Origin of the sequence: Dyella kyungheensis, from assembly GCF_016905005.1 — a bacterium.
Taxonomy (GTDB): domain Bacteria; phylum Pseudomonadota; class Gammaproteobacteria; order Xanthomonadales; family Rhodanobacteraceae; genus Dyella; species Dyella kyungheensis.
The window spans coordinates 58779-83966 of sequence record NZ_JADIKC010000010.1 but is presented as its reverse complement, the minus strand read 5'-3'; the positions used below and the strand labels follow the sequence as shown (position 1 = coordinate 83966).

The following is a 25188-nucleotide window of genomic DNA, read 5'->3' as shown; positions in this document are numbered from 1 at the left end:
GTGATGCATGGGTCAGCACTACAACCATCTAAGCGCCGAAGAGCGAGGCGCGATCATGGTGGGCAAGGCACGCGGGGACAGCGCCCGGCAGCTGGCGATGCTGCTGGGCCGGTCGCCCAGTACGATCTCACGGGAGCTGGCGCGTAACGGGCACCGCGAGCCGTCGGGCAGCCCTCGTCTGGGGCGCCCGACGCTCGGCTATGACGCGCGTCGCGCCGGCCATCGGGCCCGACGCTTGGCCCATCAGGCGCGTCGGCCGAGTAAGTTGCATCGTGAGAGTGCCTTGTGGCGTCTGGTGCGCTACCTGTTGGCTCGCCGCTGGTCACCGCAAGAGGTGAGCCGCACACTGCGCCGACAGCATCCTGAGGAACCGGCCAAGCACGTGTCCCACGAGACGATTTACACCGCGATCTATGCCGCTCCGCGCGGCGAACTGCGGCGAGGGCTGGTGGCGCTGTTGCGCCAGCACAAGTGCGCGCGTCGCCCACGCGGCCAAGGCGCCAATCGGCGTGGCCGCATGCACGATCTGCCGAGTATTCATGATCGCCCGCCGGAGGCCAATGAACGCTTGTTGCCGGGCCATTGGGAAGGCGACTTCCTCAAAGGCGCGCGCNTCCCGACGAGCCGGCCAAGCACGTGTCTCACGAGACGATTTACACCGCGATCTATGCAGCTCCCCGCGGGGAGCTGCGGCGAGGGCTGGTGGCACTGTTGCGCCAGCACAAGTGCGCGCGCCGCCCGCGCGGCCAAGGCGCCAATCGGCGCGGCCGCATGCACGATCTGCCGAGTATTCATGATCGACCGCCGGAGGCCAATGAACGCTTGTTGCCGGGCCATTGGGAAGGCGACTTCCTCAAAGGCGCGCGCAATCAGTCGTCGGTAGGCGTGCTGGTGGATCGACGCACGTTGTTTCTGAAGCTGGTGAAGATGGAAGGGTGCGCGGCCGAGGATGCGCTCAAGGGCTTCAGCCGGGCGTTCGGTCCGTTACCGGCGACGCTGCGTCAAACGCTGACCTATGACCAGGGCAAGGAGATGGCGCTGTACAAGACCCTCTCCAAACGCACGGNTGGGAAGGCGACTTCCTCAAAGGCGCGCGCAATCAGTCGTCGGTGGGCGTACTGGTGGATCGGCGCACGTTGTTCCTGAAACTGGTGAAGATGGAAGGGTGCGCGGCCGAGGATGCGCTCAAGGGCTTCAGCCGGGCGTTCGGTCCGTTACCGGCGACGCTGCGTCAAACGCTGACCTATGACCAGGGCAAGGAGATGGCGCTGTACAAGACCCTCTCCAGACGCACGGGGCTGGCGATTTACTTCGCCGATCCACACAGTCCCTGGCAGCGCGGCATCTGCGAGAACACCAACGGTTTGCTGCGTCAGTACCTCCCCAAAGGCACCGACCTGTCGGTGCATAGCCAACGCAAACTCGATGCGATTGCGCGGGAGATGAATCTGCGACCGCGGGCCACCCTCGACTACCACTGTCCGGCGGAGNCTGGTGAAGATGGAAGGGTGCGCGGCCGAGGATGCGCTCAAGGGCTTCAGCCGGGCGTTCGGTCCGTTACCGGCGACGCTGCGTCAAACGCTGACCTATGACCAGGGCAAGGAGATGGCGCTGTACAAGACCCTCTCCAAACGCACGGGGCTGGCGATTTACTTCGCCGATCCACACAGTCCCTGGCAGCGCGGCATCTGCGAGAACACCAACGGTTTGCTGCGTCAGTACCTACCCAAAGGCACCGACCTGTCGGTGCATAGCCAACGCAAACTCGATGCGATTGCGCGGGAGATGAATCTGCGACCGCGGGCCACCCTCGACTACCACTGTCCGGCGGAGATGTTCATGCGTGCGCTGGGGCGCGATGACCTCGCCCAAGCGATCGATGATGCACTTCTAGATNGATGGCGCTGTACAAGACCCTCTCCAAACGCACGGGGCTGGCGATTTACTTCGCCGATCCACACAGTCCCTGGCAGCGCGGCATCTGCGAGAACACCAACGGTTTGCTGCGTCAGTACCTCCCCAAAGGCACCGACCTGTCGGTGCATAGCCAACGCAAACTCGATGCGATCGCGCGGGAGATGAACCTGAGGCCGCGGGCTACCCTGGACTACCACTGTCCGGCGGAGATGTTCATGCGTGCGCTGGGGCGCGATGACCTCGCCCAAGCGATCGATGATGCACTTCTAGATTGACACCGCCTAACCAAAAGAAAGGGCCCCCCGGATGACGCGCCTTCCGGGCCTTTGGCCCTCCAGGTGCGCGGGTGGGTTGCGGGGTTTTTCGACAGGGCATCCCGCCCTGGCGAAAAACTGGCCCGCATCCATGCGGGCCACCCTGCGGGCTTTCCTCCACCCACCCGCCGCGTCATACGGGGTCCCCTGAGAGCCAGGAGCCGGAGCCAAGAGCCAAGAGCTGCAGATCTACTGTGGGAGCGCACTTGTGCGCGACAAGCCGACGGAGCGGTACACCCCAGCGTGCCTGTCGCGCACAAGTGCGCTCCCACAGAAAAGCGGGGAATCCGCGCAGGCGGTCAGCTTGTGGGATCGCACCAACCAAACCCGCGACAACCTTCCGACAACCGCCACCGCCCCGTCACGCGCAATCCCCGACACGCGTCAAGAAAGCGCCGCGGTTCCGTCGCGACACCTGTCAAACCCAGTCATACCAACGTCTTCCATCGATGGCATGCCGTTTGCAAACAACGGGCATGTGCTGCCCGTGGGCGGGTGGCCGATGACTAGACACCATAGGGATTGAAATTCGCATGGCTCAGAACGAGCAAGCAGAAAGCGCGGCAGCGGCGCCGAAGAAGGGCTCCAACAAAGTCGTGATGATCATGGGCGTGGCCTTGCTCGCCATGGCGGGTGTGACCGGCTATCTGGTGATGGGCGCGCGCAGCAGTGCGCATGGCGTCGATGCAACGGAAGAGCCCAAGGTGGCGATGTCCAAGCAGGAGCAGTACCTCACGCTGGATCCGCCGTTCGTGGTCAATTTCAAGGACGACCAGTCGATGCGCTTCCTGCAGGTGGGCGTGAGCCTGATGTCGCACGATGCCGCCGCGTTGGCCACCGCCAAGGATGCCGATCCGGTGATCCGCAACGCGCTGGTCATGCTGTTCAGCAGCCAGGATTACTCCATCCTCAGCGACGCCGCCGGCAAGCAGAAGCTGCAGGCGCAGGCGCTGGACGCCGTGCGCAAGATCATCGAGAAGCGCCTGGGCCGCCCGGGCGTGGAAGCGCTGTACTTCACCAGTTTCGTGATGCAGTGACGGGACGGCAGCGATGAGCGACCTGCTTTCACAGGAAGAAATCGACGCCCTGCTCGACGGCGTGGAAGGCGGCGCGGTCGAAACGGGCAACGACGAACCGCTGCCGCCCGATGCGGTGATCTCCTATGACTTCACCCAGCAGGACCGCATCGTGCGCGGCCGCCTGCCGACCCTGGAAATGGTCAACGACCGCTTCGCGCGTTTCTTCCGCACCGCCGTGTTCGGCGTGCTGCGCAAGACCTGCGAGGTGTCGGTGCTGGGTGTGAAAATGATCAAGTTCGCCGAGTACGTGCACGGGCTGGCGGTGCCGAGCAACCTCAACCTGGTGCGCATCAAGCCGTTGCGCGGCACCGCGCTGGTGGTGATGGAGCCGCGCCTGGTGTTCACCGTGATCGACAACTTCTTCGGTGGCGATGGCCGCTTTCACGCGCGCATCGAAGGACGCGATTTCACGCCCACCGAGAACCGCGTCATCCAGATCATGCTGACCGAGCTGTTCGCCTCGATGGTGGAAGCGTGGGCGCCGGTGCTGCCGTTGAACTTCGAATACCTCAATTCCGAAATCAATCCGCAGTTCGCCAACATCGTGAGTCCCACCGAAACGGTGGTGGTGTCCAAGTTCCACATCGAACTCGATGGCGGTGGCGGCGAAGTGCACCTGACCTTGCCGTACGCGATGGTCGAGCCGATCCGCACCCTGCTCGATGCGGGCGTGCAGAGCGACCGCGTCGACCGCGATCACCGCTGGGCCGAAACGCTGCAGGACGAAGTGCTGGACGCCGAAGTGGAACTCAGCTCGCTGCTGCTGGAAACGCGCCTGAGCATCGGCGAATTCCTGCGCCTGCGTCCCGGCGACGTGATTCCGATCCAGTTGCCCGAATTCAGCACCGTGTTTGCCGAAGACGTGCCCGTGTTCCGCGGCCGCTACGGCCAGAACAACGGCCGCAACGCCGTCCGCTTCCATGCCCAGACAGGTCGCCGCGAAATCCGCCTGTCGACCGAAACCACCCTGGAGATTGACCTCGCATGACCCCGCCCAATGACACCGCCAGCGCCACCCAGCGCGTCGAGTTCGATCAGCTCGGCGCCCCGGTGGGCGACGGCTCCGAAGTCAATCTCGACATGATCCTCGATGTACCGGTCACGCTTGCCATGGAAGTGGGCCGTACGCGCATCAGCATCCGCAATCTGCTCCAGCTCAACCAGGGTTCCGTGGTGGAACTCGACCGTTCCGCCGGCGAACCGCTGGATGTGTTCGTCAACGGCACGCTGGTTGCGCACGGCGAAGTGGTGGTGATCAACGAGCGCTTCGGTATCCGCCTGACCGACGTGATCAGCCCGGCCGAACGCGTGCGCAAGCTGCGGTGAGTTCGATGATGTTTGCACTTGCCCTTCCCGTCGCTGCTGCGCCCGAGATCAACGTGGGCGGCGAACTGGTGCGTGTGTTGCTGAGCCTGATCGCCATCGTGGCGCTGATCTTCGTCGCCGGCTGGCTCAGTCGCCGCTTGCAGGCGCGCACCACGCCCGGCGGCCGCCGCCTGCGCTGCGTGGAAACCATGGCGGTGGGTGCGCGCGATCGCCTGATGCTGGTCGATGCGGACGGCAAGCGCCTGTTGATCGGCATGGGGCAGGGCGGCATGCGCACGCTGCACGTCTACGAAGGGACAGCGCCTGCGCCCGAACCCGGTCCGTCATTGCCGGTCGCGCCGTTCGGCGATGTGCTGGCCCGCTGGAAGCGCAAGTGATGAAGTCGTTCCGTTGGATGCTGCTGATCCTGCTGCTGGCCTGCCCGATGCTGACGTGGGCCGCGGCAGCCATGCCGGCGATGCCCGCCATGCCGCAGATGCCCGCCTCGCCGGCCGGCATTCCCGTGCTGACCGTGCAGAACGCGCCGGGCGGCGCACAGAACTGGACGCTGTCGCTGCAACTGCTGGCGCTGATGACGGTGCTGACTGTGCTGCCGGCCGTGCTGCTGATGATGACGTCGTTCACGCGCATCATGATCGTGCTGAGCTTCCTGCGTCAGGCGCTGGGCACGTCCTCCACGCCGTCGAACCAGATCCTGCTGGGCCTTTCGCTGTTCCTCACGCTGTTCGTGATGTCGCCGGTGCTCAACCACGCCTATGCCGATGGCGTGAAGCCTTATATGGACGGCCAGATGAGCGCCGAGCAGGCCGTTCCCGCTGCCGCTGCGCCATTCAAGCGTTTCATGCTGGACCAGACGCGCGACGCGGATCTGCAGCTGTTCACGCGCCTGGCCAATGAACAGCCGTATGCGAGCAAGGACGACGTGCCGTTCCGCGTGGCGATGCCGGCCTTCGTCACCAGCGAGCTGAAGACCGCCTTCCAGATGGGCTTCCTGCTGTTCATTCCTTTTCTCATCATCGACCTGGTGGTCGCCAGCGTGTTGATGTCGATGGGCATGATGATGGTGTCGCCCACCATCATCTCGCTGCCGTTCAAGATCATGTTGTTCGTGCTGGTGGATGGCTGGACGTTGCTGCTCGGCACGCTGGCCGGGAGCTTCTACACATGACGCCTGAATCGGTCATCGAATTCGGCCAGCACGCGCTCTACGTCGCCATGATGGTGGCTGCGCCGCTGCTGCTCACCGCGCTGCTGGTGGGCCTGGTCATTGGCGTGGTGCAGGCGGCCACGCAGATCAACGAAATGACCCTGAGCTTCATCCCGAAAGTGATCGCCATGGCGGTGGTGGCCCTGGTCGCCGGCCCGTGGATGCTGCGCACGCTGGTGCAGTTCACGCGCCAGTTGATCGAGAGCCTGCCCGGTGCGGTGAAATGACCGTCGTGCAGCTCGCCCAGGTGCAGGGTCTGATCGGCTCGCTGCTGTGGGCGATGGCCCGCGTCGGCGGCTTGTGTCTGACCGCGCCGGTGTTCGGCGATGCGGTGGTGCCGCAGCGCGTTCGCCTCGGGCTGATGCTGATGCTCGCGTTCGTGCTGGCACCGTTGGCGCCGACCACCATCAACCTGATGTCGGCTGAAGGCATCGCCACCATGGTCAGCCAGGTGCTGATGGGCGCTGCCATCGGCTTCGTGCTCAAGCTTGCGTTCGAGGCCGTGTCGCTGGGCGGCCAGTTGGTGGGGCAGAGCATGAGCCTGGGTTTTGCCGAAACGGTGGACCCGCGCGGTGGCGGCAGTTCGCCGGTGCTCAGCCAGTTCTATCTGCTGATGGTGACCCTGCTGTTCCTGGCCATGAACGGCCATCTGCAATTGATTTCGTTGCTGGCCGACAGCTTCCGCAACTTGCCGCCCGGTCAACCGGTGATCGGCCTCAATGGCCTGTACGCCGTGGTGGGCTTCGCCACGCATCTGTTCGGCGGCGCCGTGCGCGTGGCCTTGCCGGCGATGACCTCGCTGCTGATGGTGAACATCGGCTTCGCCGCGATCAGCCGCGCGGCACCGTCGATGAATCTGTTCGCGGTGGGGTTTCCGATCACGGTGACCCTGGGTTTCGTCGCGCTGTGGCTGTCGCTGCGCAGCGTGCCGGGTGCCTTCGAATCGTTGCAGAACAGCGCATGGACGCTGATGCGCGAACTGGCCGGCGGTTGAGGAGCGTACGATGGCCGAGAACGACGACCAGGAACGCACAGAACAACCTTCCGAAAAACGCCTGCGCGAATCGCGCGAGAAAGGCGACGTTCCCCGTTCGCGCGACCTGTCGGGCGCGGTGGTGGTGCTGGCCGGCGTATCCGCGCTGATGAGCGGCGGCCAGGCGGCGATGATGCATGTGCGCCACATCTACGGCTTTGGCCTGAGCTATGGCCGCGACGCATTGTTTTCCGATCAGCTGCCCAGTCGCGTGCTCTCGCTGGCCATGCACGAGGCGATGTCGCTGTTCGCCCCGGTCGCGCTGGCCACGATGCTGGCTGCGCTGGCAGGGCCGTTGCTGCTGGGCGGGCTCAATTTCAGCGCCGAGGCGCTGCAGCCGAAGTTCGAACGGCTCGATCCCATCGCGGGCCTCGGTCGCATCTTCGCCATGCGCGGCCTAGTGGAACTGGGCAAGTCGCTGCTCAAGCTGCTGCTGATCGGCGCCGTGCTGGTGATGGTGCTGAAGAACTGGCAGGACGACCTGATGGCCACCGGCCACGGCGAAGTGGGTGCCGGCACCTTCAAGGCGATGAGCCTGCTTGGCCACGGCGCGCTGCTGTTCGGCTCGATTCTCGCCCTGATCGGTGGCGCCGATGCGCTGTACCAGAAGTTCGACCACACCAAGCGCCTGCGCATGACGCGGCAGGAGCTGAAGGACGAATCGAAGGAAAGCGACGGCAACCCGGAACTCAAGGGACGCATTCGCCAGCTGCAGTTCCAGATGGCGCGCAAGCGCATGATGCAGGAGCTGCCCAAGGCGGACGTGCTGATCACCAACCCGTCGCACTTCGCCGTGGCCTTGCGCTACGACGAAGGCCGCATGGGCGCGCCGCGCGTGATCGCCAAGGGTATGGACGAACTGGCGCTGCAGATACGCATGGTCGCTTCCAGTCATCGCATTCCCACCGTGGAGGCGCCGCCGCTGGCGCGTGCGCTCTACGCCACCACCCAGATCGATCGCGAGATCCCCTCGGCGCTGTACGTCGCCGTGGCGCAGGTGCTCGCGTATGTGTTCCAGCTCAAGCAGGCGGTGTCGCGCGGCGATGCGCCGCCGAAGGCACCGCAACCCGACGTCGATCCGGACCTGATGGGTCCCTACCAGTTCTGATGGAACAGTGATGGCCAACGCTACCGCCCTAGGCAATCTGAAGACGCTCGGCCGCCGCGGCCTCGGCGCGCCGGTGATCATGCTCGCCGCGCTGGCGATGATGATGTTGCCGCTGCCGCCGTTCCTGCTGGACATGTTGTTCAGCTTCAACATCGCGCTGTCGCTGGTGATCCTGCTGGCGGTGATCTACGTGATGCGGCCGCTGGAATTCGCCGCGTTTCCGACCGTGGTGCTGATGGCCACGCTGCTGCGCCTGGCCTTGAACATTGCTTCCACCCGCGTGGTGTTGCTGCACGGCCATGACGGCCCCGGCGCCGCCGGCAAGGTGATCGAAGCGTTCGGCGAATTCGTCATCGGCGGCAATTTCGCGGTGGGCCTGGTGGTGTTCGCCATCCTTACCATCATCAACTTCGTGGTGGTGACCAAGGGCGCCACGCGCGTGTCCGAAGTGACCGCGCGCTTCACCCTCGATGCCATGCCCGGCAAGCAGATGGCGATCGACGCCGATCTCAACGCCGGCCTGCTCAACCAGGAACAGGCGCGCGACCGCCGCCAGGAAGTGCGCGAGGAAGCGGACTTCTACGGCTCGATGGACGGTGCCTCCAAGTTCGTGCGCGGCGATGCCACCGCCGGCATCTTGATCCTGATCATCAACATCGTCGGCGGCTTCTTCGTCGGCATCTTCCAGCACGGGCTTTCCGCCGGCGAAGCCGCCAAGACCTATACGCTGCTCACCATCGGCGACGGCCTGGTGGCGCAGGTGCCCTCGCTGATGCTGTCGATCGCCACCGCCGTGATCGTGACACGCGTGTCCAAGTCCACCGACATGGGCAAGCAGCTGGTCGGCCAGCTGTTCGGCCAGCCGCGCGCGCTCGCCGTAGCGGGCGTGGTGCTGGGCGTAATGGGGTTGATCCCGGGCATGCCGAACATCGCGTTCCTGCTGCTGGGCGGCACCTGTGGCGGCGCGGCGTGGCTGATGATCAAGCGCGACCGCGAGGCGGTCGAGCGGGTGGCCAAAGCGGCTGCCGAGGTACCGCCGCCGGCCGCGCCGGCGGAACGTCTCGAACTGGGTTGGGAAGACGTCGCCAGCGTCGATCCGCTGGGCCTGGAAGTCGGCTACCGGCTGATTCCGTTGGTGGATACGCATCAGGGCGGCGAGCTGATGGGCCGGATCAAGTCGGTGCGCCGCAAGCTCTCGCAGGAGCTGGGCTTCCTGGTGCCGCCGGTGCACATCCGCGACAACCTGGATCTGGGCCCCAACACCTATCGCATCAGCCTGATGGGCGTGCCGATGGGCGAATCGGAAGTGCACAACGATCGCCTGCTGGCGATCAATCCCGGCCGCGTGCAGGAAGGCCTGCAGGGCATCGCCACGCGCGATCCGGCATTCGGGTTGGAAGCGCTGTGGATCGAACCGGGCCAGCGCGAAATGGCGCAGAGTCTTGGCTACACCGTGGTCGATCCGGCCACCGTGGTCGCCACGCATCTGTCGCACATCCTGCAGAGCCATGCGCACGAACTGCTCGGCCACCAGGACGTGCAGCAGCTGCTCGATCGCCTCGCCCAGACCACGCCCAAGCTGGTGGAAGACCTGGTGCCCAAGCGCCTGTCGCTGGGCGTGGTGGTCAAGGTCATGCAAAACCTGCTGGCCGAGCGGGTGCCGATCCGCAACATGCGTTCCATCGTCGAATCCTTGGCGGAGCACGCCAACCAGAGTCAGGATCCCGGCGCCCTCAGTGCCGCCGTGCGCGTGGCGCTGGGTCGCCAGATCGTGCAGGAGATCTCCGGCCTCGGTACCGAGATCCCCGTCATCACGCTGGCGCCGGAACTGGAGCAGATCCTGCTGGGATCGCTGGCAAATGGCGGCGTAGCGGGCGCCGCGGTGGAACCGGGCCTTGCCGACCGCCTGCAACAAGGCGTCGCCGACGCCGCGCGCAAGCAGGAAATGAGCGGCGAACCGGCCGTCTTGCTGGTCGCGCCGCAGCTCCGTCCGTGGCTCGCGCGCTTCACTCGCCATGTGGCACAGAACCTGCACGTACTCGCTTACAACGAGGTGCCGGACAACCGCCGAGTGCGTTTGGTGCAGGCATTGGGTCGCTGAGAGGCGGTAAAGGGTAAGTGGTGAATGGTGAATAGGGAGAGCCGGGCGCGAGAGGTTTTGACGATGCGCGCTGTTGCTTGCTCACCATTTCTAATGGAACGAATGAGTCGGGAAAGATCAGACATGCGCCACGCACAAACCATTCAACGGAACCCTGCATCAGCGTGGGCTGTTCCTATTCACCATTCACCATTCACCATTCACGCGAGCGGAGCGAGCAAGTGAAGATCAAGCGTTTCGTGGCCCCGGATATGCGTCAGGCCATGCGTGAAGTGCGCGAGGACCAGGGGCCGGATGCGGTGATCCTGTCCACGCGCCGGATGGACGACGGCATCGAGATCATCGCCGCGGTCGATTTCGACGAAGCGCTGGTACGCGAAGCCGCGCGCCACGGTGCGCCGCTGGAAGTGGAAAACCGCGCACCGGCTGCCGCCTCCGCGCCGAACGCTGCCGCGCGTCGCAGCGAGGCCGCGCCGCCGCCGCTGCCGCCGACGAACCGTCGCGATGACGACGGCGTCTCCGTGTCGCTCTCGCGTCGTGCCACGTCGCCGCGCGTGGAGCCGGTGATCGAGGCGCCCGCCGCGCGCATGCCGCAGGCGCAGGCCGCCACGCTGGCCAAGGCGCTGGAAGAAATTACGGCGCCGCTGGAAACCGCGCCGAACGGTGCCTCCGCCGAAGCTGCGTCCCTCCATCCATTGCTCGAACGCGCCATGCAGGACACCGCGCGCGTGCGTGCCGAACTGGGCAGCCTGCGCGACCTGTTGGAAACGCAGCTGTCGAGCCTGATCTGGAACGACCTGGAACGCCGTCAGCCGATGCGTGCCCGCGTACTGCGCGAAATGACCCGGCTCGGTATCGAACCGGATGTCGCGCGCCAGCTGGTCGGCGAGCTGCCGGTGGAAATCAACGCCGAACAGGCCCGTTATCTGCCGCTGGGCGTGCTCAGCCGGAGCCTGTCGATCAGCCCGCGCGATCACTCGGAGCGTCGTGGCGTCACCGCACTGGTCGGTCCCACCGGCGTGGGCAAGACCACCACCATCGCCAAGCTGGCGGCCCGTGCAGTGATGCGCAACGGCGCATCGCAGGTCGCGCTGGTCAGCACCGATCATTACCGCATCGGCGCCGCGGCGCAGCTGGAACACTACGGTCGCCTGCTCGGCGTGCGCGTGTATCCCGCCTACGACGCCGACAGCCTGCGCCATGTGCTTGAACTGCTGCGCGGCCACCACACCGTGCTGGTGGACACCGCGGGGCTGGCCGGCGGCGATCCGCGGCTGGCCGAACAACTGGAAGTGCTGGGCAACGGCGGCGACCTGCGCGCCTGCCTGGTGATGGCGGCGAACGCGCATGCGTCGTCGCTGGACGAAGCCGTGCGCGCCTACCTGCCGGTCAAGCCGCACGCCTGCATTCTCACCAAACTCGACGAGGCTCCCAGCCTCGGCGGCGCGCTGTCGGTGCTGATCCGTCACCGGCTCGCGCTCGACTACGTCACCGATGGACAGCGCGTGCCCGAGGACATCGCCACAGCCGATGCGCGGGTGCTGGTATGCCGCGCCGCGCAGGTGCTCAAGGGCAGCGCGCCGGCCGACGACGTGGTGATGGCGGATCGCTTTGGACTAGCGGTGGCAAGCGCATGAGTGGCGTCTTCGCAATGAATCAGGCGATGGGATTGGAAAGCATGCTGCGTGCGCTGACCGAACGACATACCCGGCAGGCGCCGGTGCAGGACCAGGCCTATGGCTTGAGCGGCACCGCGCCGCGCAAACGTTGCCGTGCCATTGCGGTGGCTGGCGGCAAAGGCGGCGTGGGCAAGACCACCGTCTCCGTGAACCTCGGCATGGCGCTGGCCATCGAGGGCCATCAGGTGATCCTGCTCGATGCGGACATGAGCCTGGCCAACATCGACGTGCTGCTCGGCCTCACGCCCACGCGCCACATCGGCCACCTGCTCGACGGCGTCTGCTCGATCGAAGACTTGCTGATGACCGCGCCGCACGGCCTCAAGGTGGTGCCGGCCGGTTCGGGCACGCGCCGCCTCTCGCAGCTGGGCGCCGGCGAGCACGCGGCGGTGATCCGCGCGTTCGACGATCTGGTGGCGCCGCCGGATTACCTGGTGGTGGATACCGCCGCAGGACTTTCCGACAACGTGGCGATGTTCGCCGCGGCTGCGGACGACGTGGTGGTGGTGGTCTGCGACGAGCCCGCCTCGCTCACCGATGCCTACGCCCTGCTCAAGGTGCTCAGCCGCGACTTCGGCGTGCGCCGCTTCCGCATGGTGGCGAACATGGTGCGCAACGTGGGCGAAGCCAGGCAGCTGCATCAGAAACTCGCACGAGTTTGCGATCGCTTCCTCGATGTGGCGTTGGAATTCATGGGCCATGTCCCGCATGACGAACGACTCAAGCAGGCCATCCGCCGCCAGAGCGCGGTGGTGGATCTGTGGCCGTCGAGCCGGTCGGGATTGGCATTCAAGCAATTGGCGGGTGCGGTCGATACATGGGGTGAACCCGAGCGACTGGGCCTGGATCGCATCGCCTTTTTCAGCAGGCAGGCCGCAGTAGCAACGGGGTGGTGACATGAGTGTGGCTTCCGAATATCTGCAGCTGCAGCGGCAGAGTGCCGACGAACTGGTTCGCCAGCACGCTCCCCTGGTGCGACGTATCGCCTATCACCTGATGGGCCGATTGCCGCCCAGCGTGGACGTGAGCGACCTGATTCAGGCCGGCATGATCGGTTTGCTGGAGGCCTCGCGCAATTTCACCACCGGCAAGAATGCGAGCTTCGAGACGTTTGCGGGTATCCGCATCCGTGGCGCGATGCTCGACGAATTGCGGCGCACCGACTGGACCCCACGGTCGGTGCATCGAAAAGTGCGCGAAATGGCGGAGGTCGTTCGTCAGATTGAAATAGAAACCGGTTCCGATGCCGATGACGCCGAAGTGATGCGGCGACTGGGCATGGGTGCCGAGGAATATCACCAGGTGCTGGCCGACGCGGCGAGTGCTCGCCTGCTCAGCCTCTCCGCACCGGATGACGCGGACGGCGGCGCAGCGTTCGACGTGGCCGACGGCGACAGCCTGAGCCCGGCGGACAGCGTCGAGCACGAAGGCATGCGCGAAGCCCTGGTGGAAGCCATCGGCGGCCTGCCCGAACGCGAGCAGCTGGTGATGTCCCTGTACTACGAGGAAGAACTGAACCTCAAGGAGATTGGTGCGGTGCTCGGCGTGACGGAATCGCGCGTGTGCCAGATCCACGGCCAGGCCATCGTGCGCTTGCGAGCGCGGATGTCGGGTTGGCACGAGGGGCAGGAGAAGGAAGGCAAGCAACGTAAGGGATCGAGGGGCAGGTAGTGGGGCGCGAGTCCAATGGCCCACGTGTGCTGTGGAGTGTGATCGTCGCGCGCCCATGACCCATCGCCCATCCCCTGGGTTTCCAAGTAACACGCGCAGCGGAGAAAGCGTTTGGACAAGAATATGAAGATCCTCGTGGTGGACGACTTCTCCACCATGCGGCGTATCGTGCGCAACCTGCTGGTCGAGCTGGGTTTCAGCAACGGCCTGATCCAGGAAGCCGACGATGGCGAGAACGCGCTTACCATGTTGCGCAACAACGCCTTCGACATGGTCGTGACCGACTGGAACATGCCCAACATGACGGGCATCGACCTGCTGCGCGCGATCCGCGCCGAGCCCGCGCTGAAAGGCCTGCCGGTGCTCATGGTCACCGCCGAGAACAACCGCGACCAGATCATTGCCGCCGCCCAGGCCGGCGTGAACGGCTACATCGTCAAGCCGTTCACCGCCGTCACCCTGCAGGAAAAGCTGAGCAAGATCTTCGAACGCCTTGCTGCAGCGGGAGCCGGCGCATGAACGCACAAGTTCGGAGCCTGCATTCATACGCCAAGTACCTCGCGTTGCGCTTGAGCGGCTGTCAGGTGGTAGCGCGTGGCGCTGCGCCTGCCTGGCTGGCAGGTCAAGCCGCGCGCTGCCGCCTGGCGGCCGCTCAAGCGCAACCCTTCGGGCCGGGTCTGTTTGCCCGCAAGGCTGCGTCATCACTCAGTCGTGTATCGACATACACTTCTTCGTTCTTCCTTGCCCTGCGGGCAAACAGCTCCCGGCGCGAGGTACTTGGCGTATGAATGCAGGCTCCCTGATGGCCGGCGAGTCGATGCCGAAGGAACTCCACGACCTGCTGAACAGCGCCGATGGCGCCGCCTTCGAGCAGGCCCTCGATGTGCTGGTCCGCGAGCGCGAACAGCGTGTGTTCCGCGCGCTGGGCCTGCTTGCCCGCGACCTGCACGATGCCGTGCGCCGCCTCGGCGGCGACCTGGCGCAGGAAGGCGTGCCGGGCAGCGTCGCCGATGCGCGCCAGCACCTGGAAGATGTGCTCGAGATGAGCTCGCAGGCGGCCCATCGCTCGCTCGATTTCGTCGAGCGCATGCGTCCGCAGGCCGAAGCGCTCGCCGAAAACGCCGACGCGGTGATCGACGGCACCGCCGAAGGCGATGTCGCGCACGTGCTGGCGAAGCAGTCGCAGGCGTTCGCCAACGCATGCCGCGACGGCCTCGCCGATTTCGTGGTCGCCCAGTCGTGGCAGGACCTCTCGGGCCAGCGCATCAAGAAAGTGGTGAACTTCATCGGCAGCGTGGAGAACTCGCTGCTGGAACTGGTGAGCCTCACCGGCGCGCTGGCCTCGGGCGAAGCCGCCACCGGTCCGGTCAAGGTCACCAGTCAGGACGAAGCGGATCGCCTGCTCAGCGAATTCGGTTTCTAAAGGACGGACCGCCGCATGGATCCCACGTTGGACAGCGAGCTGCGCAATGATTTCCTGGTGGAAGCCGGGGAACTGGTGCAGCGCCTGGGCGATCAGCTGATCGGGCTGGAGGCCTCGCCGCGCGATGCCGAACTGTTGAACGCGGTGTTCCGCGCGTTCCACACGGTCAAGGGCGGCGCGGGCTTCCTCGCCATCGAGCCGATGGTGCAGCTGTGCCATCACGCCGAGGACTTGCTCAACGTGGCGCGCAACGGGCAGTTGCTGCTCGATGCCAGCCGCATGGATGCGCTGCTGGAAGCGCTGGACCTACTCAACGACATGATGGCGGCACTGGCCAGCGGCAGCGCGATGGCGATGCCGCCCGCCGGCCTGCTGCAACGCCTGACGCCGGGCAAGGCCGCCGCGCCTGCACCCGCACCGGCGCCCAAGCCGGTGGCGCCGCCGCCGAGCGACGGCACGATCGACGATTCCGAATTCGAAGCCCTGCTCGACAGCCTCTATGGCAGCAGCGGCGCACCGGGTGCGCCCTTAGCGGCGGCCGACTCGGGCAGCATTTCCGACGACGAATTCGAAGCCCTGCTGGACAACCTGCATGGCAAGGGCGGCCAGCCTGGCGCCACGACGACCGCGCCCGTCGCATCGTCGACGGCAGGCACGATCTCCGACGACGAGTTCGAATCGCTGCTCGACAATCTTCACGGCAAGGGCGGCCTGCCAGGCGCGAACGCGCCGGCCCCCCCACCTGTCGCTGCATCTGCATCCGTCGCCGCGCCGGCCAAACAAGCGGCGCCCGCACCGGAAAACACCGTGCGCGTGGACACCGCCCGCCTCGACGCGCTGGTGCATCGCGCCGGTGAACTGGTGCTGGTACGCAATCGCCTGCTGAGCCTCGCGGCGAAGACGGGCGATGAAACGCTCGAGCTGGCCGCCACCGAACTCGATCGCGTGGCCGACGCGCTGCAGAACGCCGTGCTGGGCATGCGCATGCAGCCGGTGGGCCGTCTGTTCCAGCGCTTCCCGCGCATCGTGCGCGATCTCTCGCGCCAGCTAGGCAAGGAAGTGGAACTGGTGCAGGAAGGCGAGGGCACCGATCTCGACCGCAGCCTGGTCGAGGCACTCGCCGATCCGATGGTGCACCTGATTCGCAACGCGCTCGACCACGGCCTGGAAATGCCGGACGAACGCGAACGCGCCGGCAAGCCGCGCAAGGGCAAGGTCACGCTGGGCGCAAGCCAGCGCGGCGAGCGCATCGTGATCACCGTGTCCGACGACGGGCGCGGCATGAACCCTGAAGTCCTGCGCCGCAAGGCGGTGGAGAAGGGTTTGATGGACGAGGCGCAGGCATCGCGACTCACCGAAAACGAATGCTACGAAATCATTTTCCGCCCCGGCTTCAGCACCGCCGCCACCGTCTCCGACATCTCCGGTCGCGGCGTGGGCATGGACGTGGTGAAGACGCGCGTGGTGGAACTGGGCGGCACCTTGTCGGTGCGCTCGCAGCTGGGCAAGGGCAGCACGCTGGAGCTGGCGGTGCCGCTGACGATGGCGATCCAGCGCGTGCTGATGGTGCGCGTGGGCGCGCGTCTGCTCGCGCTGCCGCTGAGCAATGTGGATGAAGTATTCGAACTGGCACCGGGACAGCAGCAACAGCTCGACGGTCGCGTGGTGGCATCGCATCGCGGCCGTGCACTGGTGCTGGCCGATCTCGGCGGCTGGGTCGGCGTGGATGGACTGGCGGGTCGCCACGTGGTGGTGCTGCACATCGGCCACATGCGGCTGGGCTGCCTGGTGCACGAAGTGCTCGGGCGCGAAGACGTGATGGTGAAACCGCTCGGTCCCTTGTTCCAGGGCGTGCCTGCGGTGGCGGGCGCCACCGTCACCGGCGACGGCCGCCTGGCGTTGGTGATGGATCTGGCCGGCCTGTCCGACCACGACGGCCAACTTCTTTCCTCCATCAGGATGAGCGGCTGACATGGATCTGGTAAGTCTCATCGGCACGATCCTGGCCTTCGTGGTCGTGATCGTCGGGACCATCCTCAAGGGTTCCAGCGTGGAAGCGCTGTGGAATCCGGCCGCGTTCGTGATCGTGTTCATGGGCACCATTGCGGCGCTGCTGGTGCAGAACTCCGGCAAGGTGCTCAAGCACGCGATGGCGCTGTTCCCGCTGGTGTACAAGCCGCCGCAGCACCAACCCTCCGACCTGATCAGCCGCATCGTGGGCTGGAGCGAAATTTCGCGCCGCCAGGGCCTGCTGGGTCTGGAACCGCAGATCGATTCGGAAAGCGACACCTTCGTGCGCAAGGGCCTGCAGCTGCTGGTGGACGGCAGCGAGCCCGAAGCGATCCGCGGCGTGCTGGAAGTGGAGGTGGGCGCGCGCGAACACCACGATCTGGCCGGCGCGAAAGTGTTCGAGCAGGCCGGCATCTTCTCGCCGACCATGGGCATCATCGGTGCCGTGATGGGCCTGATGGCGGTGATGCAGAACCTCGCCGACCCCAGCAAGCTCGGCCACGGCATCGCCGCGGCGTTCGTCGCCACCATCTACGGCGTGGCGCTGGCCAACCTGTGGATGCTGCCGATGTCGGCCCGGCTGAAGGCGCTGATCCACAAGCAGACGCAGATGCGCGAAATCCTGATCGAAGGACTCGTCGCCATTGCCGAGGGCGCCAATCCGCGCCAGATCGAATCGAAGCTCCAGGGCTACCTGGGGTAACGGAGCGCAGCGTTGTGGCCAGGAAGAAAAAACACCACGAGGATCACGTCAACCACGAAGCATGGGCGATCCCCTATGCCGACCTGATGACGTTGCTGCTCGCCTTCTTCGTGGTGATGTACGCGGTGTCGGTGGTGAACGAAGGCAAGTACCGCGTGATGTCCAATTCGATCATCGAGGCATTCAACGGCTCCAGCCATGTGATTGCGCCGATGCCGCAGACGCGTGCGCAGCCGCACAACGTCGATCCGGCGATCGCCTCGCCGGCGAGCCAGCCGGGCGCGGCGACCATTCCGGTGAGCGTGCCCATTCCCGGGCGTCCGCAGATGGTGCGCGCGGTGGACTCGCGCGCCGCTGCGCCGGCGAGCGAGAAGCGCAACCTGGACATGATCCGCGACCAGGTGGTGCGCGCGCTGCAGCCCTTGATCGACAAGCAGATGGTGATCGTGCGCAAGACCACCTCCTGGCTGGAAGTGGAGCTGCGCACCGACATCCTGTTCCCCAGTGGCGTGGCGAAACTCTCGCCGGAAGCCAACGAAGTGCTCAACAGCATGGCCTCGATCCTCAAGCCGTTCCCGAATACGGTGCGCATCGAGGGCTACACCGACGATCGTCCGATCAACACCGCGCTGTATCCCTCCAACTGGGAGCTGTCTGCCGCCCGTGCGGCCAGCGTGGCGCGCCTGTTCACCGAGCAGGGCGTGGACCCCACGCGGCTGGGCATCATGGGCTGGGGCGAATACCACCCCAATGCCGACAATGCGACGGAGGACGGACGCAACCGCAACCGCCGCGTGCTGATCGTGGTGCTCAGCGAAGAGGGCGAGCCCCAGCGCATCGAGAACGTGGCGCCGGGCACCGGCCAGCTCACCGCGGGCACCCAGGGAGCGCCGGCACCTGCCACTAGCGTTGCGCCCGCAGCCCCCGTGGTTGCCAACAAGCCCGCGACAGCCCTGCCCACCATGGAAGTGGTGGCATCCCGGCAGGCCGACGACGTGCCGGTGAACAAGGTCATCCTCGCCAGGCCGCAGCGCGCGGAGCCGAAGGAGGGCGAATCCGGGCCGGAAGTGACGCCGCGCGCCAGCCTGCCCAACGTCGCCGCGGGCGCCATCACCGTGGGATCGGCCCATGTAGCCGCTCCGGAGCATGGCCCGTGATTTGCAAGACCGTCGTACCAGGCAAAGTCAACGCAGGGGAGTCGCTGCCATGAAACACGTGAAGAACACCGAGCACTGGCTGTCGTTCCGCATCGGCGGGCAGTCCTACGCCGCGCCGCTGACGCAGGTGAGCGAAGTGCTTCGCGATGGCGAGTTGACCCCCGTGCCGGGCTCGGCGCCCGAGGTATTGGGCATCCGCCACCTGCGCGGCCGCATCGTGCCGGTGCTCGACGGCCGCCGTCGGCTGGGGCTGTCCGACGAAAAACGCATGGACCCCTTCCAGGTACGCCAGGTGATGCTCTCGCACGGTCCGCATCTGGTCGGCATCCGGGTGGACGCCATCGGCGATTTGCTGGAAGCCAGCGCCGCCGACATCGCACCGCCGCTGCCCGGCGGCACGGATCGAGACGACGATCCCGTGCACGGTGTATTGCCCTCGCAGGGCGGCTTCGTGGCCTTGCTCGATGTGCGCCGCCTTTGCCGCCTGCCGTTGGAGCACGAAGCGGCCTGACGTACTCGATACGCTGAGCACGGCTATCCTTGCGGCACGCCGGGACACCGATCCCGGCGAACCGCAGTGGAAAGGAGAAGCCCATGTCGTCGCCAGTGCCCGTGCCAACCGCCGCGACGGCGAGTCAGCGTGCCGTGGTCATCATCGCGCTGGCCTGCGTGCTGGCGCTGTTGTATTTCGGGCGCGAAGTGCTGGTGCCGATCATCCTGGCGCTGTTCCTCAGCCTGCTGATGGCGCCCTGGGTGCGCATCTACCGGCGCATCGGATTCGGCCACACGGCATCGGTGCTGATCGCGGTGGTCGCGCTGGTGGTCATCGTGACCGGCGTGACCGCCATCATGGGCACGCAGGTAGTGCACGTGGCGCGCAGTCTGCCGCAGTACGAGGTGACCATCCGCAGCAAGGTGAAGTCGCTGCGCGAGGAAACGCTCGGCCGGCTTGACGTGGTGCGCGGCGAACTGGGCAAGGTGATCGACGATTCAGGCCAGGGCAGCGCGCCCGCGGCGAGTGGAAGCACGGCGCCGTCGTTCCTGGCGCCGCCTTATCTCACCAACACCGCTCCGTCGGCGAAGCCTTCGCCACAAGCGACCAAGCCGCCGTCCGAGCCGGTGGGGCTGCTCACTCGCGTGTTGACCACGGCATGGGTGCCGGTGGAAACGGCAGGTATCGTGCTGGTGGTGTTGATCTTCGTGCTGCTGGAACACGAATCCTTGCGCGATCGCTTCATCCGCCTGGCCGGCGGTGCGGATCTGCGTGCCACCACGGCCGCGATCAACGACGCGGGCGAACGTTTGTCGCGATTCTTCATCTCGACGTTTTCGGTGAACCTCGGCGTGGGCGTGGCGATCTGGCTCGGTCTGACGCTGATCGGCGTGCCCAGCGCGCTGCTGTGGGGACTGCTGACGGCGGCGCTGCGCTTCGTGCCCTATATCGGCGTATGGCTGGTGGCGGCGCTGGTGGCGCTGTTCGCCGCGGCGGTGGCGCCGGGCTGGTCGGTGTTGTTGATGACCTTGCTGCTCTACCTGGCGGTCGAGATCATCGTGTCGCAGCTGATCGAGCCGTTCCTCTACGGCCATACCACCGGTCTTACTCCGTTGGCCGTGGTGGTCGCGGCGATTTTCTGGAGCGGCCTGTGGGGTCCGGTAGGCCTGCTGATGTCGACGCCGCTGACGCTGTGCCTGGTGGTGGCGGGGCGTCACGTGCAGGCCCTGGACCTGCTCAATATCCTGCTCGGCGACACGCCGGCGCTCACCTTGCCGCAACGCGTGTACCAGCGTGCCCTGTCCGGCGACGCAGGCGAGATCATCAGCGAGGCGCGCGACTTCCTCAAGCGCAAGAGTTTCGCCGCCTACTGCGATGCCGTGCTGCTGCCGGCGTTGCAACTGGCGCGCATCGACCTGGCCAACGGGGCGATCAGCGGATCGCAGCAGCTGTCCGTGAAGCAGGCCATCGTCACGGTGGTCGAGTCGCTCGACAGCCAGGAAAGTCGCTGGACGCGCTGGCGTCGCCGCACCTCGGTGCTGGAAAGCATGACCATCGGGCAGAGCCTGCGCCAGCATCGCGAAGATGCCATGGGCCGGTTCCAGGGGCCGCTGGCCGTGCCGCCCGGATCGTTGGTGCTGTGCATGGGCCTGGGTTCGATGGCGGACGACCTGTCCACCGAGTTGCTGACGCGCATCCTGCGCGACCTGCATATCGACGCGCGGCATATCTCCATCCCGGATTTCCAGGCCTTCGACGCGCAGGCGCATCCGGAGCTGACGCCCAACGCGGTGTCGATGGTCTACATCGTCAGCACCAGCCCGATCAAGGAGCGCGACACCTTCGACGATACCGTGTCGCTGGTGCACGCCCGCATCGCGCACGCCTGCATCGTGGGCGTGATGTTCCCCGAGCCGCTGGCGGCGGCCGAGGTGGCGCCACCGCCGAACACCGACGTCAACGAATTCGTGACCTCGCTGGAGCAGGCGGCGCAGCAGGCGATCGCACGTTTTCCGGATGGCGGCGCGAAACCCGCGCAGCACAACGCCGCGATCTGAAGCGGCACGCCGTCGGCGCATGGAGCGCAGCGCGCCAGGCCATTTCCTGATGCGCCGGCTACGCCGTTTATTCCGTAGTTCTACCTAGAACCCATAGGTGGATTTTCGCTTGTTTGACGCCCCTGATCCGTAGAGGCTGAGGCGGTGCGCGGGAATTCGTTTGCCACGCGGAAGGCGCATGCCGTTGCGTATCTGCCCAGGGGTCCGGAGCTGCCATGAAACGAGTTGCGCTGTATTCCGCCCTGCTGGCTACGCTGCTTGCCTTGCCGCTGCATGCCACGGAAACCGGTGTGGGACGCTCCATCACCGGCCTGCAGGCGAGTTCGTACTCGGGATTGATCCCGCCGACGCCCGGCCTCACCTGGCAGTACGGCTACGCCTATTACGACGGCTCGATCAGCGCCTCCAAACAGGTGCCGATTGCGGGTGGCGGCGCGGCGCTTGGACTCAAGGCGGAGTTCCAACTGGCCACCTTCACCGGCCTGTACATCTGGAAGACGCAACCCTCGTCGTGGAATTTCGCTTCGATGATGACGCTGCCGTTCGCTTACGTCGACGCCAACGTGAACGCGCGGCTGGGCAGTTTCAATACCAGTCGCTCGTCCCACGTGCTGGCCCCGTACGACTTGTTCTTTGCACCGGTCATCGCCAGTCATCATTTCAGTCAGACGCAGCACATCTCGTTCTCGCTGTATCTCTACGCACCGACGGGCGACTACAAGGATGGCCGCCTGGCCAATGCGAGCCTCAACACCTGGACCTTCTCGCCTACCGTGGGCTACACCGCGTTGTTCGACCAAGGCTCGCTGGAATGGAGTGCCACCACGGCCGTGGACTTCTACACCAAGGACAAGGCGACCGATTACCAGAACGGTGCGGTCTATCGCTTGGATACCTTGTTGATGAAGCGCTTTCCTTCGGGTTGGGGCCTTGGCGCAGTCGGTGGCTGGATCTATCAGCTGGAAGACGACACCGGTCCGATCGCCGATCAACTCAATGGCTTCAAGGGCCATTCCCTGGGCGTCGGCCCGATGGTCAACTACCTCAAGAAGTGGCAGGGCGGCCAGGCCGAATTCTCGTTCCGCTGGCTGCACGAGTTCGACGTCACCAATCGCCTGAAGGGCAATCCGGCGATGCTGTCGGCGACCATCACGCTTTGATCGAATGCTTCACGCCTTGCCGCCCACGTAGCGCCGGCAGTGGTCGAGATAATCGCGCTCGTGCATCGACAGCAAGCCGGTCACCGCCGTCCACAACCACGACGGCGCATCGAGCGTGCGCGAATGATTGCGCCGCAATTCACGGCACCACGATCGACGTGTGGCGGCGTCCATCTGGCGAGCGTGCGCATGCCCGACCACATGGGCGAGAAAGGCGGCAACGCGGCGCGCCTGCTTGCGCCGCAATCGTGCGATGTCGATCTTCAGGTCCTGCGGCATCAGCTCGCGAACGAACACGGGCTTGTCCAGCAGCTGGGTGGGACGCATGCGGTTGCCCAACGCAGGCGACAGGTGTTGCGCGGCTAGCACCGCGCGCTGCGCCGGGTCGCGCGGCATGCGGGCGCGGCTTGCGTGCGGTGCGATGGATGCGGCCGCCTGCTTGATGTCGATCAGGCAGAGGTCGTCGCCTTCCACCGCTTCGCCATCCACGTCCAGCAGTGCGGCGTAGCGCAGCTTGCCCAGCGAACTGCACCCTTTGCGCCAGTACGCGGCATCCAGCACGTTCACCTCGCCCTTGGGATCGCGGCGCCGCAACTGCTTGGCCAGCGCATCCAGTTCGGGCTGGCGGAAGATCGCCTGGATGGCCTTGCGCTCCTTCGCGAGGATGGGCCAGAACTGCTTGCCCAGCGGCAGCTCGAGCCCATCACCGTTCGTGCGTTCGTCAGCGAGCGATTTCCAGCTGCGCCGTGCGGCTTGCCGCATCACCAGTTTGATGGTGCCGGGCATGCACGGTTCCGGATCGTCGGTTTCCGGAAACGCGGATTCGTAGCCGTCGAGCATCGCCTCCATCATGTTGGCGGTGGTGATGCCGGGCAGGTCCGAGCCGCGCGCTGCCATGGCGAGCGAAAGCGCCAACCGCACCAGGTCGTGCGCGGGATTGCCGATCACGCTCTGATCGAAATCGCGAATCTGGATGTGCAGCTTGCCCTGGTCGTCCGCGACCGGGCCGATGTTGCCGATGTGGCAGTCGCCGCAGATCCAGATCGCCGGACCGGCGGGAAGAGGCGGTGCCGCCGACGAGTCCAGCCATTCGTAGAACTGCGCCGTGTTGCCACGCACGTAGGCGTGGGCGGAACGCGCCATCTTGGTGTTGCGGCGTTCGATCAGTGCGCGTTGTCGTTTTGCAGGTGGAACGGCGGAGTTTCCGGAACGGGCCATGAGCGATCCTGTGTGTGCAGGATCACTGTTGCGGACAAAACATGAAGGGTGTGTCGTGTTTCCACGCACATCGCGTGCGCACGCACGCTTCGCAAGAACGTGCGCTCAGTGCTGCGCGTCGGCCGCGTCGTAGATGCAGGCCATCACTGCAGCGGCGGCTGCGTACAGCGTGGCGGGCACTTCCTGGCGCAGGCGCAGCGAGGCGAGCAGTGCGGCCATCTGCGGATCCTGGTGCAACGGAATGCCCAGTGCGCGAGCGCGGGCCAGCAGTGTTTCCAGCGATTCGGGCGGCAGGCTGACCGGCGTCGCGGCAGCATGGTTCGAGCCGCCGGAGAGACGCAGGGTGACGCGGCGGCGCGCGGGAGGCAGTGCGTTGCTCATGCCGTGGTCCTCAGCAGGATCGCACTGTGCGCGTGGCTCGATTGCGGCAGACCCTGCTGGCACGACAGCTGATCAAGGATCAGACCTGCCGCCGACAGCGTTTGCCGCAACGGGCCGAACTGTTGCTCCAGGCGATGCACGGTATCGGCGCGTTCCGCCCACAGGCGCACGGCCAGGCGCAGATCGCGCAGTTGCAGTTCGCCCTGGATCGGTCCCAGCGCGGGCAGGTCGATGGCGAAGCCGAACGTCCACGACGAACCGGTGTCGCTCTCGGTGTTCTGCTGCAACTGCACCTGCAGGATGTCGCGGCCGTCCTCGCCTTGCAGCGGAATCTCGATCATCCACGCGGAAGCGGTGGTCGCTTCCAACTGCGCCACTTCCACCCGGGCCAACGCAGCGCGCACTTCGCCATGCAACTGGCTGAGCAGGGCGTCGACATCGTCGTCGAGCAGCGACAGCGGCAGCATGGCGCGCGGTTGCGCCTGCAGGCCACGCTGTTGCAGCGGCGGAGGCGTCTCGCTGGAAGCACTGGTGGAGCGACGCGCGGGCAGGTAGTCGTCGAGCAGGCTGGCCAGGCGCAGCAAGGCGGCCTTCCAGTCTTCCTGGCTCACGCCGGCCATATCGAGATTGGGTTCGGCCAGTTGGGCCTCCAGGAAAAGGCCGCTGCGCTTGATCGCTTCTTCCAGTCCCTCGCCGCGGGTGATCTCGGCCGGCGTGCGCACCACGTGTTCCAGCAATGCCAGCGCGGGCCGCAGATACGCCGGCAATTGGCGCAGCGCCGGGCGCTGGGCGAGCGCATCGAGCGTGGCAAGCAATGGCGCGTAGCCGTTCTGCTGCGGCAGGCGCTCGCGCATGGCCAGCTGCACGGTCGGCTCGGGCATGTGCGGCATGATCACTTCCAGCTGCGGCTGCGCGCCCAGCGTCAGCACGCGCACCTGGAATTGCGAAGGCAGCTGCTGGCCGCTCGGCGCCTCGGTTTCCACCGCCAGCGCGCCAATCTGCAGCACCATCATGCCGTCCTGATTGATCCCCAGCGGTCGCGCCGACAGCACGGTGCCGATACGCCAACTCTCGGCGGCACTGCCGGAGGCAGCGCCGGCCCAGGCGAGGGCTGCGAGACTGGTGGGTTGGATGATCAATCGTAGCTCCTT

Annotated in this window: 23 protein-coding genes and 5 pseudogenes; 25 read left to right on the top strand and 3 right to left on the bottom strand. The window is 66.0% G+C overall.

Going from position 1 to position 25188, the window contains the following annotated elements:
- Nucleotides 1-7: 7 nt before the first annotated feature.
- The 25 genes and pseudogenes from ISP20_RS21865 to ISP20_RS18950 all read left to right on the top strand — a co-directional run.
- A pseudogene (locus tag ISP20_RS21865) lies at nt 8-625 on the top strand (IS30 family transposase); the annotation flags it as partial.
- A pseudogene (locus ISP20_RS21665) lies at nt 610-1065 on the top strand (IS30 family transposase); the annotation flags it as partial. The pseudogenes ISP20_RS21865 and ISP20_RS21665, both read left to right, overlap by 16 nt.
- A gap of 74 nt (nt 1066-1139) precedes the next feature.
- A pseudogene (locus ISP20_RS19055) lies at nt 1140-1592 on the top strand (IS30 family transposase); the annotation flags it as partial.
- Nucleotides 1492-1836: pseudogene (locus ISP20_RS21660) on the top strand (IS30 family transposase); the annotation flags it as partial. The pseudogenes ISP20_RS19055 and ISP20_RS21660, both read left to right, overlap by 101 nt.
- A 56-nt stretch (nt 1837-1892) precedes the next feature.
- Nucleotides 1893-2192, top strand: a pseudogene (locus ISP20_RS19050) (IS30 family transposase); the annotation flags it as partial.
- Between the two features lie 572 nt (nt 2193-2764).
- Entirely contained in the window at nt 2765-3268 is a 504-nt protein-coding gene (locus ISP20_RS19045) for a flagellar basal body-associated FliL family protein (protein WP_204637716.1), read from the top strand.
- 13 nt (nt 3269-3281) lie between these two features.
- Nucleotides 3282-4298 carry a flagellar motor switch protein FliM gene (gene fliM, locus ISP20_RS19040; protein ID WP_204637715.1) on the top strand — a complete coding sequence of 339 codons (1017 nt, stop codon included), beginning with the start codon at nt 3282-3284 and terminating at the stop codon, nt 4296-4298.
- Complete coding sequence (gene fliN, locus ISP20_RS19035) at nt 4295-4636, top strand: flagellar motor switch protein FliN (protein ID WP_204637714.1); 342 nt, start codon at nt 4295-4297, stop codon at nt 4634-4636. The genes fliM and fliN overlap by 4 nt, the downstream gene beginning before the upstream one ends.
- Nucleotides 4637-4641: 5 nt before the next feature.
- The gene (gene fliO / locus ISP20_RS19030; protein ID WP_239536160.1) at nt 4642-5013 is read left to right on the top strand and encodes a flagellar biosynthetic protein FliO; all 372 of its coding nucleotides are present in this window, start codon (nt 4642-4644) and stop codon (nt 5011-5013) included.
- Nucleotides 5013-5804, top strand: coding sequence for a flagellar type III secretion system pore protein FliP (fliP, locus tag ISP20_RS19025; RefSeq protein ID WP_275586825.1), 792 nt, complete (start codon nt 5013-5015; stop codon nt 5802-5804). Before fliO ends, fliP begins: the two co-directional genes overlap by 1 nt.
- Nucleotides 5801-6070 (top strand): flagellar biosynthesis protein FliQ, encoded by a 270-nt coding sequence (fliQ, locus tag ISP20_RS19020; RefSeq protein ID WP_204637713.1) that lies wholly within the window; start codon nt 5801-5803, stop codon nt 6068-6070. Before fliP ends, fliQ begins: the two co-directional genes overlap by 4 nt.
- A complete protein-coding gene (gene fliR / locus ISP20_RS19015) occupies nt 6067-6837 on the top strand; it encodes a flagellar biosynthetic protein FliR (RefSeq protein ID WP_204637712.1) in 771 nt (256 codons plus the stop codon). The genes fliQ and fliR overlap by 4 nt, the downstream gene beginning before the upstream one ends.
- A 10-nt stretch (nt 6838-6847) precedes the next feature.
- Entirely contained in the window at nt 6848-7984 is a 1137-nt protein-coding gene (gene flhB / locus ISP20_RS19010; protein WP_204637711.1) for a flagellar biosynthesis protein FlhB, read from the top strand.
- Between the two features lie 10 nt (nt 7985-7994).
- Complete coding sequence (gene flhA / locus ISP20_RS19005) at nt 7995-10085, top strand: flagellar biosynthesis protein FlhA (protein WP_204637710.1); 2091 nt, start codon at nt 7995-7997, stop codon at nt 10083-10085.
- 221 nt (nt 10086-10306) lie between these two features.
- Nucleotides 10307-11722 carry a flagellar biosynthesis GTPase FlhF gene (gene flhF, locus ISP20_RS19000; RefSeq protein WP_204637709.1) on the top strand — a complete coding sequence of 472 codons (1416 nt, stop codon included), beginning with the start codon at nt 10307-10309 and terminating at the stop codon, nt 11720-11722.
- Between the two features lie 14 nt (nt 11723-11736).
- Nucleotides 11737-12660 carry a nucleotide-binding protein gene (locus ISP20_RS18995; RefSeq protein WP_204637807.1) on the top strand — a complete coding sequence of 308 codons (924 nt, stop codon included), beginning with the start codon at nt 11737-11739 and terminating at the stop codon, nt 12658-12660.
- Nucleotide 12661: 1 nt separating this feature from the next.
- Entirely contained in the window at nt 12662-13435 is a 774-nt protein-coding gene (locus ISP20_RS18990) for an RNA polymerase sigma factor FliA (RefSeq protein WP_204637708.1), read from the top strand.
- A gap of 111 nt (nt 13436-13546) precedes the next feature.
- Nucleotides 13547-13954, top strand: a complete 408-nt coding sequence (cheY, locus tag ISP20_RS18985; RefSeq protein WP_204637707.1) for a chemotaxis response regulator CheY — start codon at nt 13547-13549, stop codon at nt 13952-13954.
- 265 nt (nt 13955-14219) lie between these two features.
- Nucleotides 14220-14858, top strand: a complete 639-nt coding sequence (locus ISP20_RS18980) for a protein phosphatase CheZ (RefSeq protein ID WP_204637706.1) — start codon at nt 14220-14222, stop codon at nt 14856-14858.
- Between the two features lie 15 nt (nt 14859-14873).
- Nucleotides 14874-16829, top strand: coding sequence for a chemotaxis protein CheA (locus ISP20_RS18975; RefSeq protein WP_204637705.1), 1956 nt, complete (start codon nt 14874-14876; stop codon nt 16827-16829).
- Nucleotide 16830: 1 nt separating this feature from the next.
- On the top strand, nt 16831-17571 hold the full coding sequence (locus tag ISP20_RS18970) for a flagellar motor protein (protein ID WP_204637704.1): 741 nt from the start codon (nt 16831-16833) through the stop codon (nt 17569-17571).
- 14 nt (nt 17572-17585) lie between these two features.
- Nucleotides 17586-18728 (top strand): flagellar motor protein MotD, encoded by a 1143-nt coding sequence (gene motD, locus ISP20_RS18965; RefSeq protein ID WP_204637703.1) that lies wholly within the window; start codon nt 17586-17588, stop codon nt 18726-18728.
- Nucleotides 18729-18777: 49 nt separating this feature from the next.
- Nucleotides 18778-19239, top strand: a complete 462-nt coding sequence (locus ISP20_RS18960; RefSeq protein WP_204637702.1) for a chemotaxis protein CheW — start codon at nt 18778-18780, stop codon at nt 19237-19239.
- Between the two features lie 83 nt (nt 19240-19322).
- The gene (locus ISP20_RS18955) at nt 19323-21278 is read left to right on the top strand and encodes an AI-2E family transporter (RefSeq protein ID WP_204637701.1); all 1956 of its coding nucleotides are present in this window, start codon (nt 19323-19325) and stop codon (nt 21276-21278) included.
- 215 nt (nt 21279-21493) lie between these two features.
- Nucleotides 21494-22438: a SphA family protein gene (locus ISP20_RS18950; RefSeq protein ID WP_204637700.1), complete on the top strand. Its 945-nt coding sequence runs from the start codon at nt 21494-21496 to the stop codon at nt 22436-22438.
- A gap of 9 nt (nt 22439-22447) precedes the next feature.
- On the opposite strand, the gene ISP20_RS18945 is transcribed toward ISP20_RS18950, so the two are convergent.
- The 3 genes from ISP20_RS18945 to fliK form a co-directional block, all read right to left on the bottom strand.
- The gene (locus ISP20_RS18945) at nt 22448-23656 is read right to left on the bottom strand and encodes a DUF2252 family protein (RefSeq protein ID WP_204637699.1); all 1209 of its coding nucleotides are present in this window, start codon (nt 23654-23656) and stop codon (nt 22448-22450) included.
- Between the two features lie 105 nt (nt 23657-23761).
- Entirely contained in the window at nt 23762-24037 is a 276-nt protein-coding gene (locus ISP20_RS18940) for an EscU/YscU/HrcU family type III secretion system export apparatus switch protein (protein ID WP_204637698.1), read from the bottom strand.
- A complete protein-coding gene (gene fliK, locus ISP20_RS18935; RefSeq protein WP_204637697.1) occupies nt 24034-25176 on the bottom strand; it encodes a flagellar hook-length control protein FliK in 1143 nt (380 codons plus the stop codon). The genes ISP20_RS18940 and fliK overlap by 4 nt, the downstream gene beginning before the upstream one ends.
- Nucleotides 25177-25188: the final 12 nt, after the last annotated feature.

Excerpts from the sequence above, each read along its gene's own strand:
- ISP20_RS19045 (WP_204637716.1), top strand. The coding sequence starts at position 2,765 with ATGGCTCAGAACGAGCAAGCAGAAAGCGCGGCAGCGGCGCCGAAGAAG.
- fliM (WP_204637715.1), top strand. The coding sequence starts at position 3,282 with ATGAGCGACCTGCTTTCACAGGAAGAAATCGACGCCCTGCTCGACGGC.
- fliN (WP_204637714.1), top strand. The coding sequence starts at position 4,295 with ATGACCCCGCCCAATGACACCGCCAGCGCCACCCAGCGCGTCGAGTTC.
- fliO (WP_239536160.1), top strand. The coding sequence starts at position 4,642 with ATGATGTTTGCACTTGCCCTTCCCGTCGCTGCTGCGCCCGAGATCAAC.
- fliP (WP_275586825.1), top strand. The coding sequence starts at position 5,013 with ATGAAGTCGTTCCGTTGGATGCTGCTGATCCTGCTGCTGGCCTGCCCG.
- fliQ (WP_204637713.1), top strand. The coding sequence starts at position 5,801 with ATGACGCCTGAATCGGTCATCGAATTCGGCCAGCACGCGCTCTACGTC.
- fliR (WP_204637712.1), top strand. The coding sequence starts at position 6,067 with ATGACCGTCGTGCAGCTCGCCCAGGTGCAGGGTCTGATCGGCTCGCTG.
- flhB (WP_204637711.1), top strand. The coding sequence starts at position 6,848 with ATGGCCGAGAACGACGACCAGGAACGCACAGAACAACCTTCCGAAAAA.
- flhA (WP_204637710.1), top strand. The coding sequence starts at position 7,995 with ATGGCCAACGCTACCGCCCTAGGCAATCTGAAGACGCTCGGCCGCCGC.
- ISP20_RS18995 (WP_204637807.1), top strand. The coding sequence starts at position 11,737 with ATGAATCAGGCGATGGGATTGGAAAGCATGCTGCGTGCGCTGACCGAA.
- ISP20_RS18990 (WP_204637708.1), top strand. The coding sequence starts at position 12,662 with ATGAGTGTGGCTTCCGAATATCTGCAGCTGCAGCGGCAGAGTGCCGAC.
- ISP20_RS18980 (WP_204637706.1), top strand. The coding sequence starts at position 14,220 with ATGAATGCAGGCTCCCTGATGGCCGGCGAGTCGATGCCGAAGGAACTC.
- ISP20_RS18975 (WP_204637705.1), top strand. The coding sequence starts at position 14,874 with ATGGATCCCACGTTGGACAGCGAGCTGCGCAATGATTTCCTGGTGGAA.
- ISP20_RS18970 (WP_204637704.1), top strand. The coding sequence starts at position 16,831 with ATGGATCTGGTAAGTCTCATCGGCACGATCCTGGCCTTCGTGGTCGTG.
- ISP20_RS18960 (WP_204637702.1), top strand. The coding sequence starts at position 18,778 with ATGAAACACGTGAAGAACACCGAGCACTGGCTGTCGTTCCGCATCGGC.
- ISP20_RS18955 (WP_204637701.1), top strand. The coding sequence starts at position 19,323 with ATGTCGTCGCCAGTGCCCGTGCCAACCGCCGCGACGGCGAGTCAGCGT.
- ISP20_RS18950 (WP_204637700.1), top strand. The coding sequence starts at position 21,494 with ATGAAACGAGTTGCGCTGTATTCCGCCCTGCTGGCTACGCTGCTTGCC.
- ISP20_RS18945 (WP_204637699.1), bottom strand. The coding sequence starts at position 23,656 with ATGGCCCGTTCCGGAAACTCCGCCGTTCCACCTGCAAAACGACAACGC.
- ISP20_RS18940 (WP_204637698.1), bottom strand. The coding sequence starts at position 24,037 with ATGAGCAACGCACTGCCTCCCGCGCGCCGCCGCGTCACCCTGCGTCTC.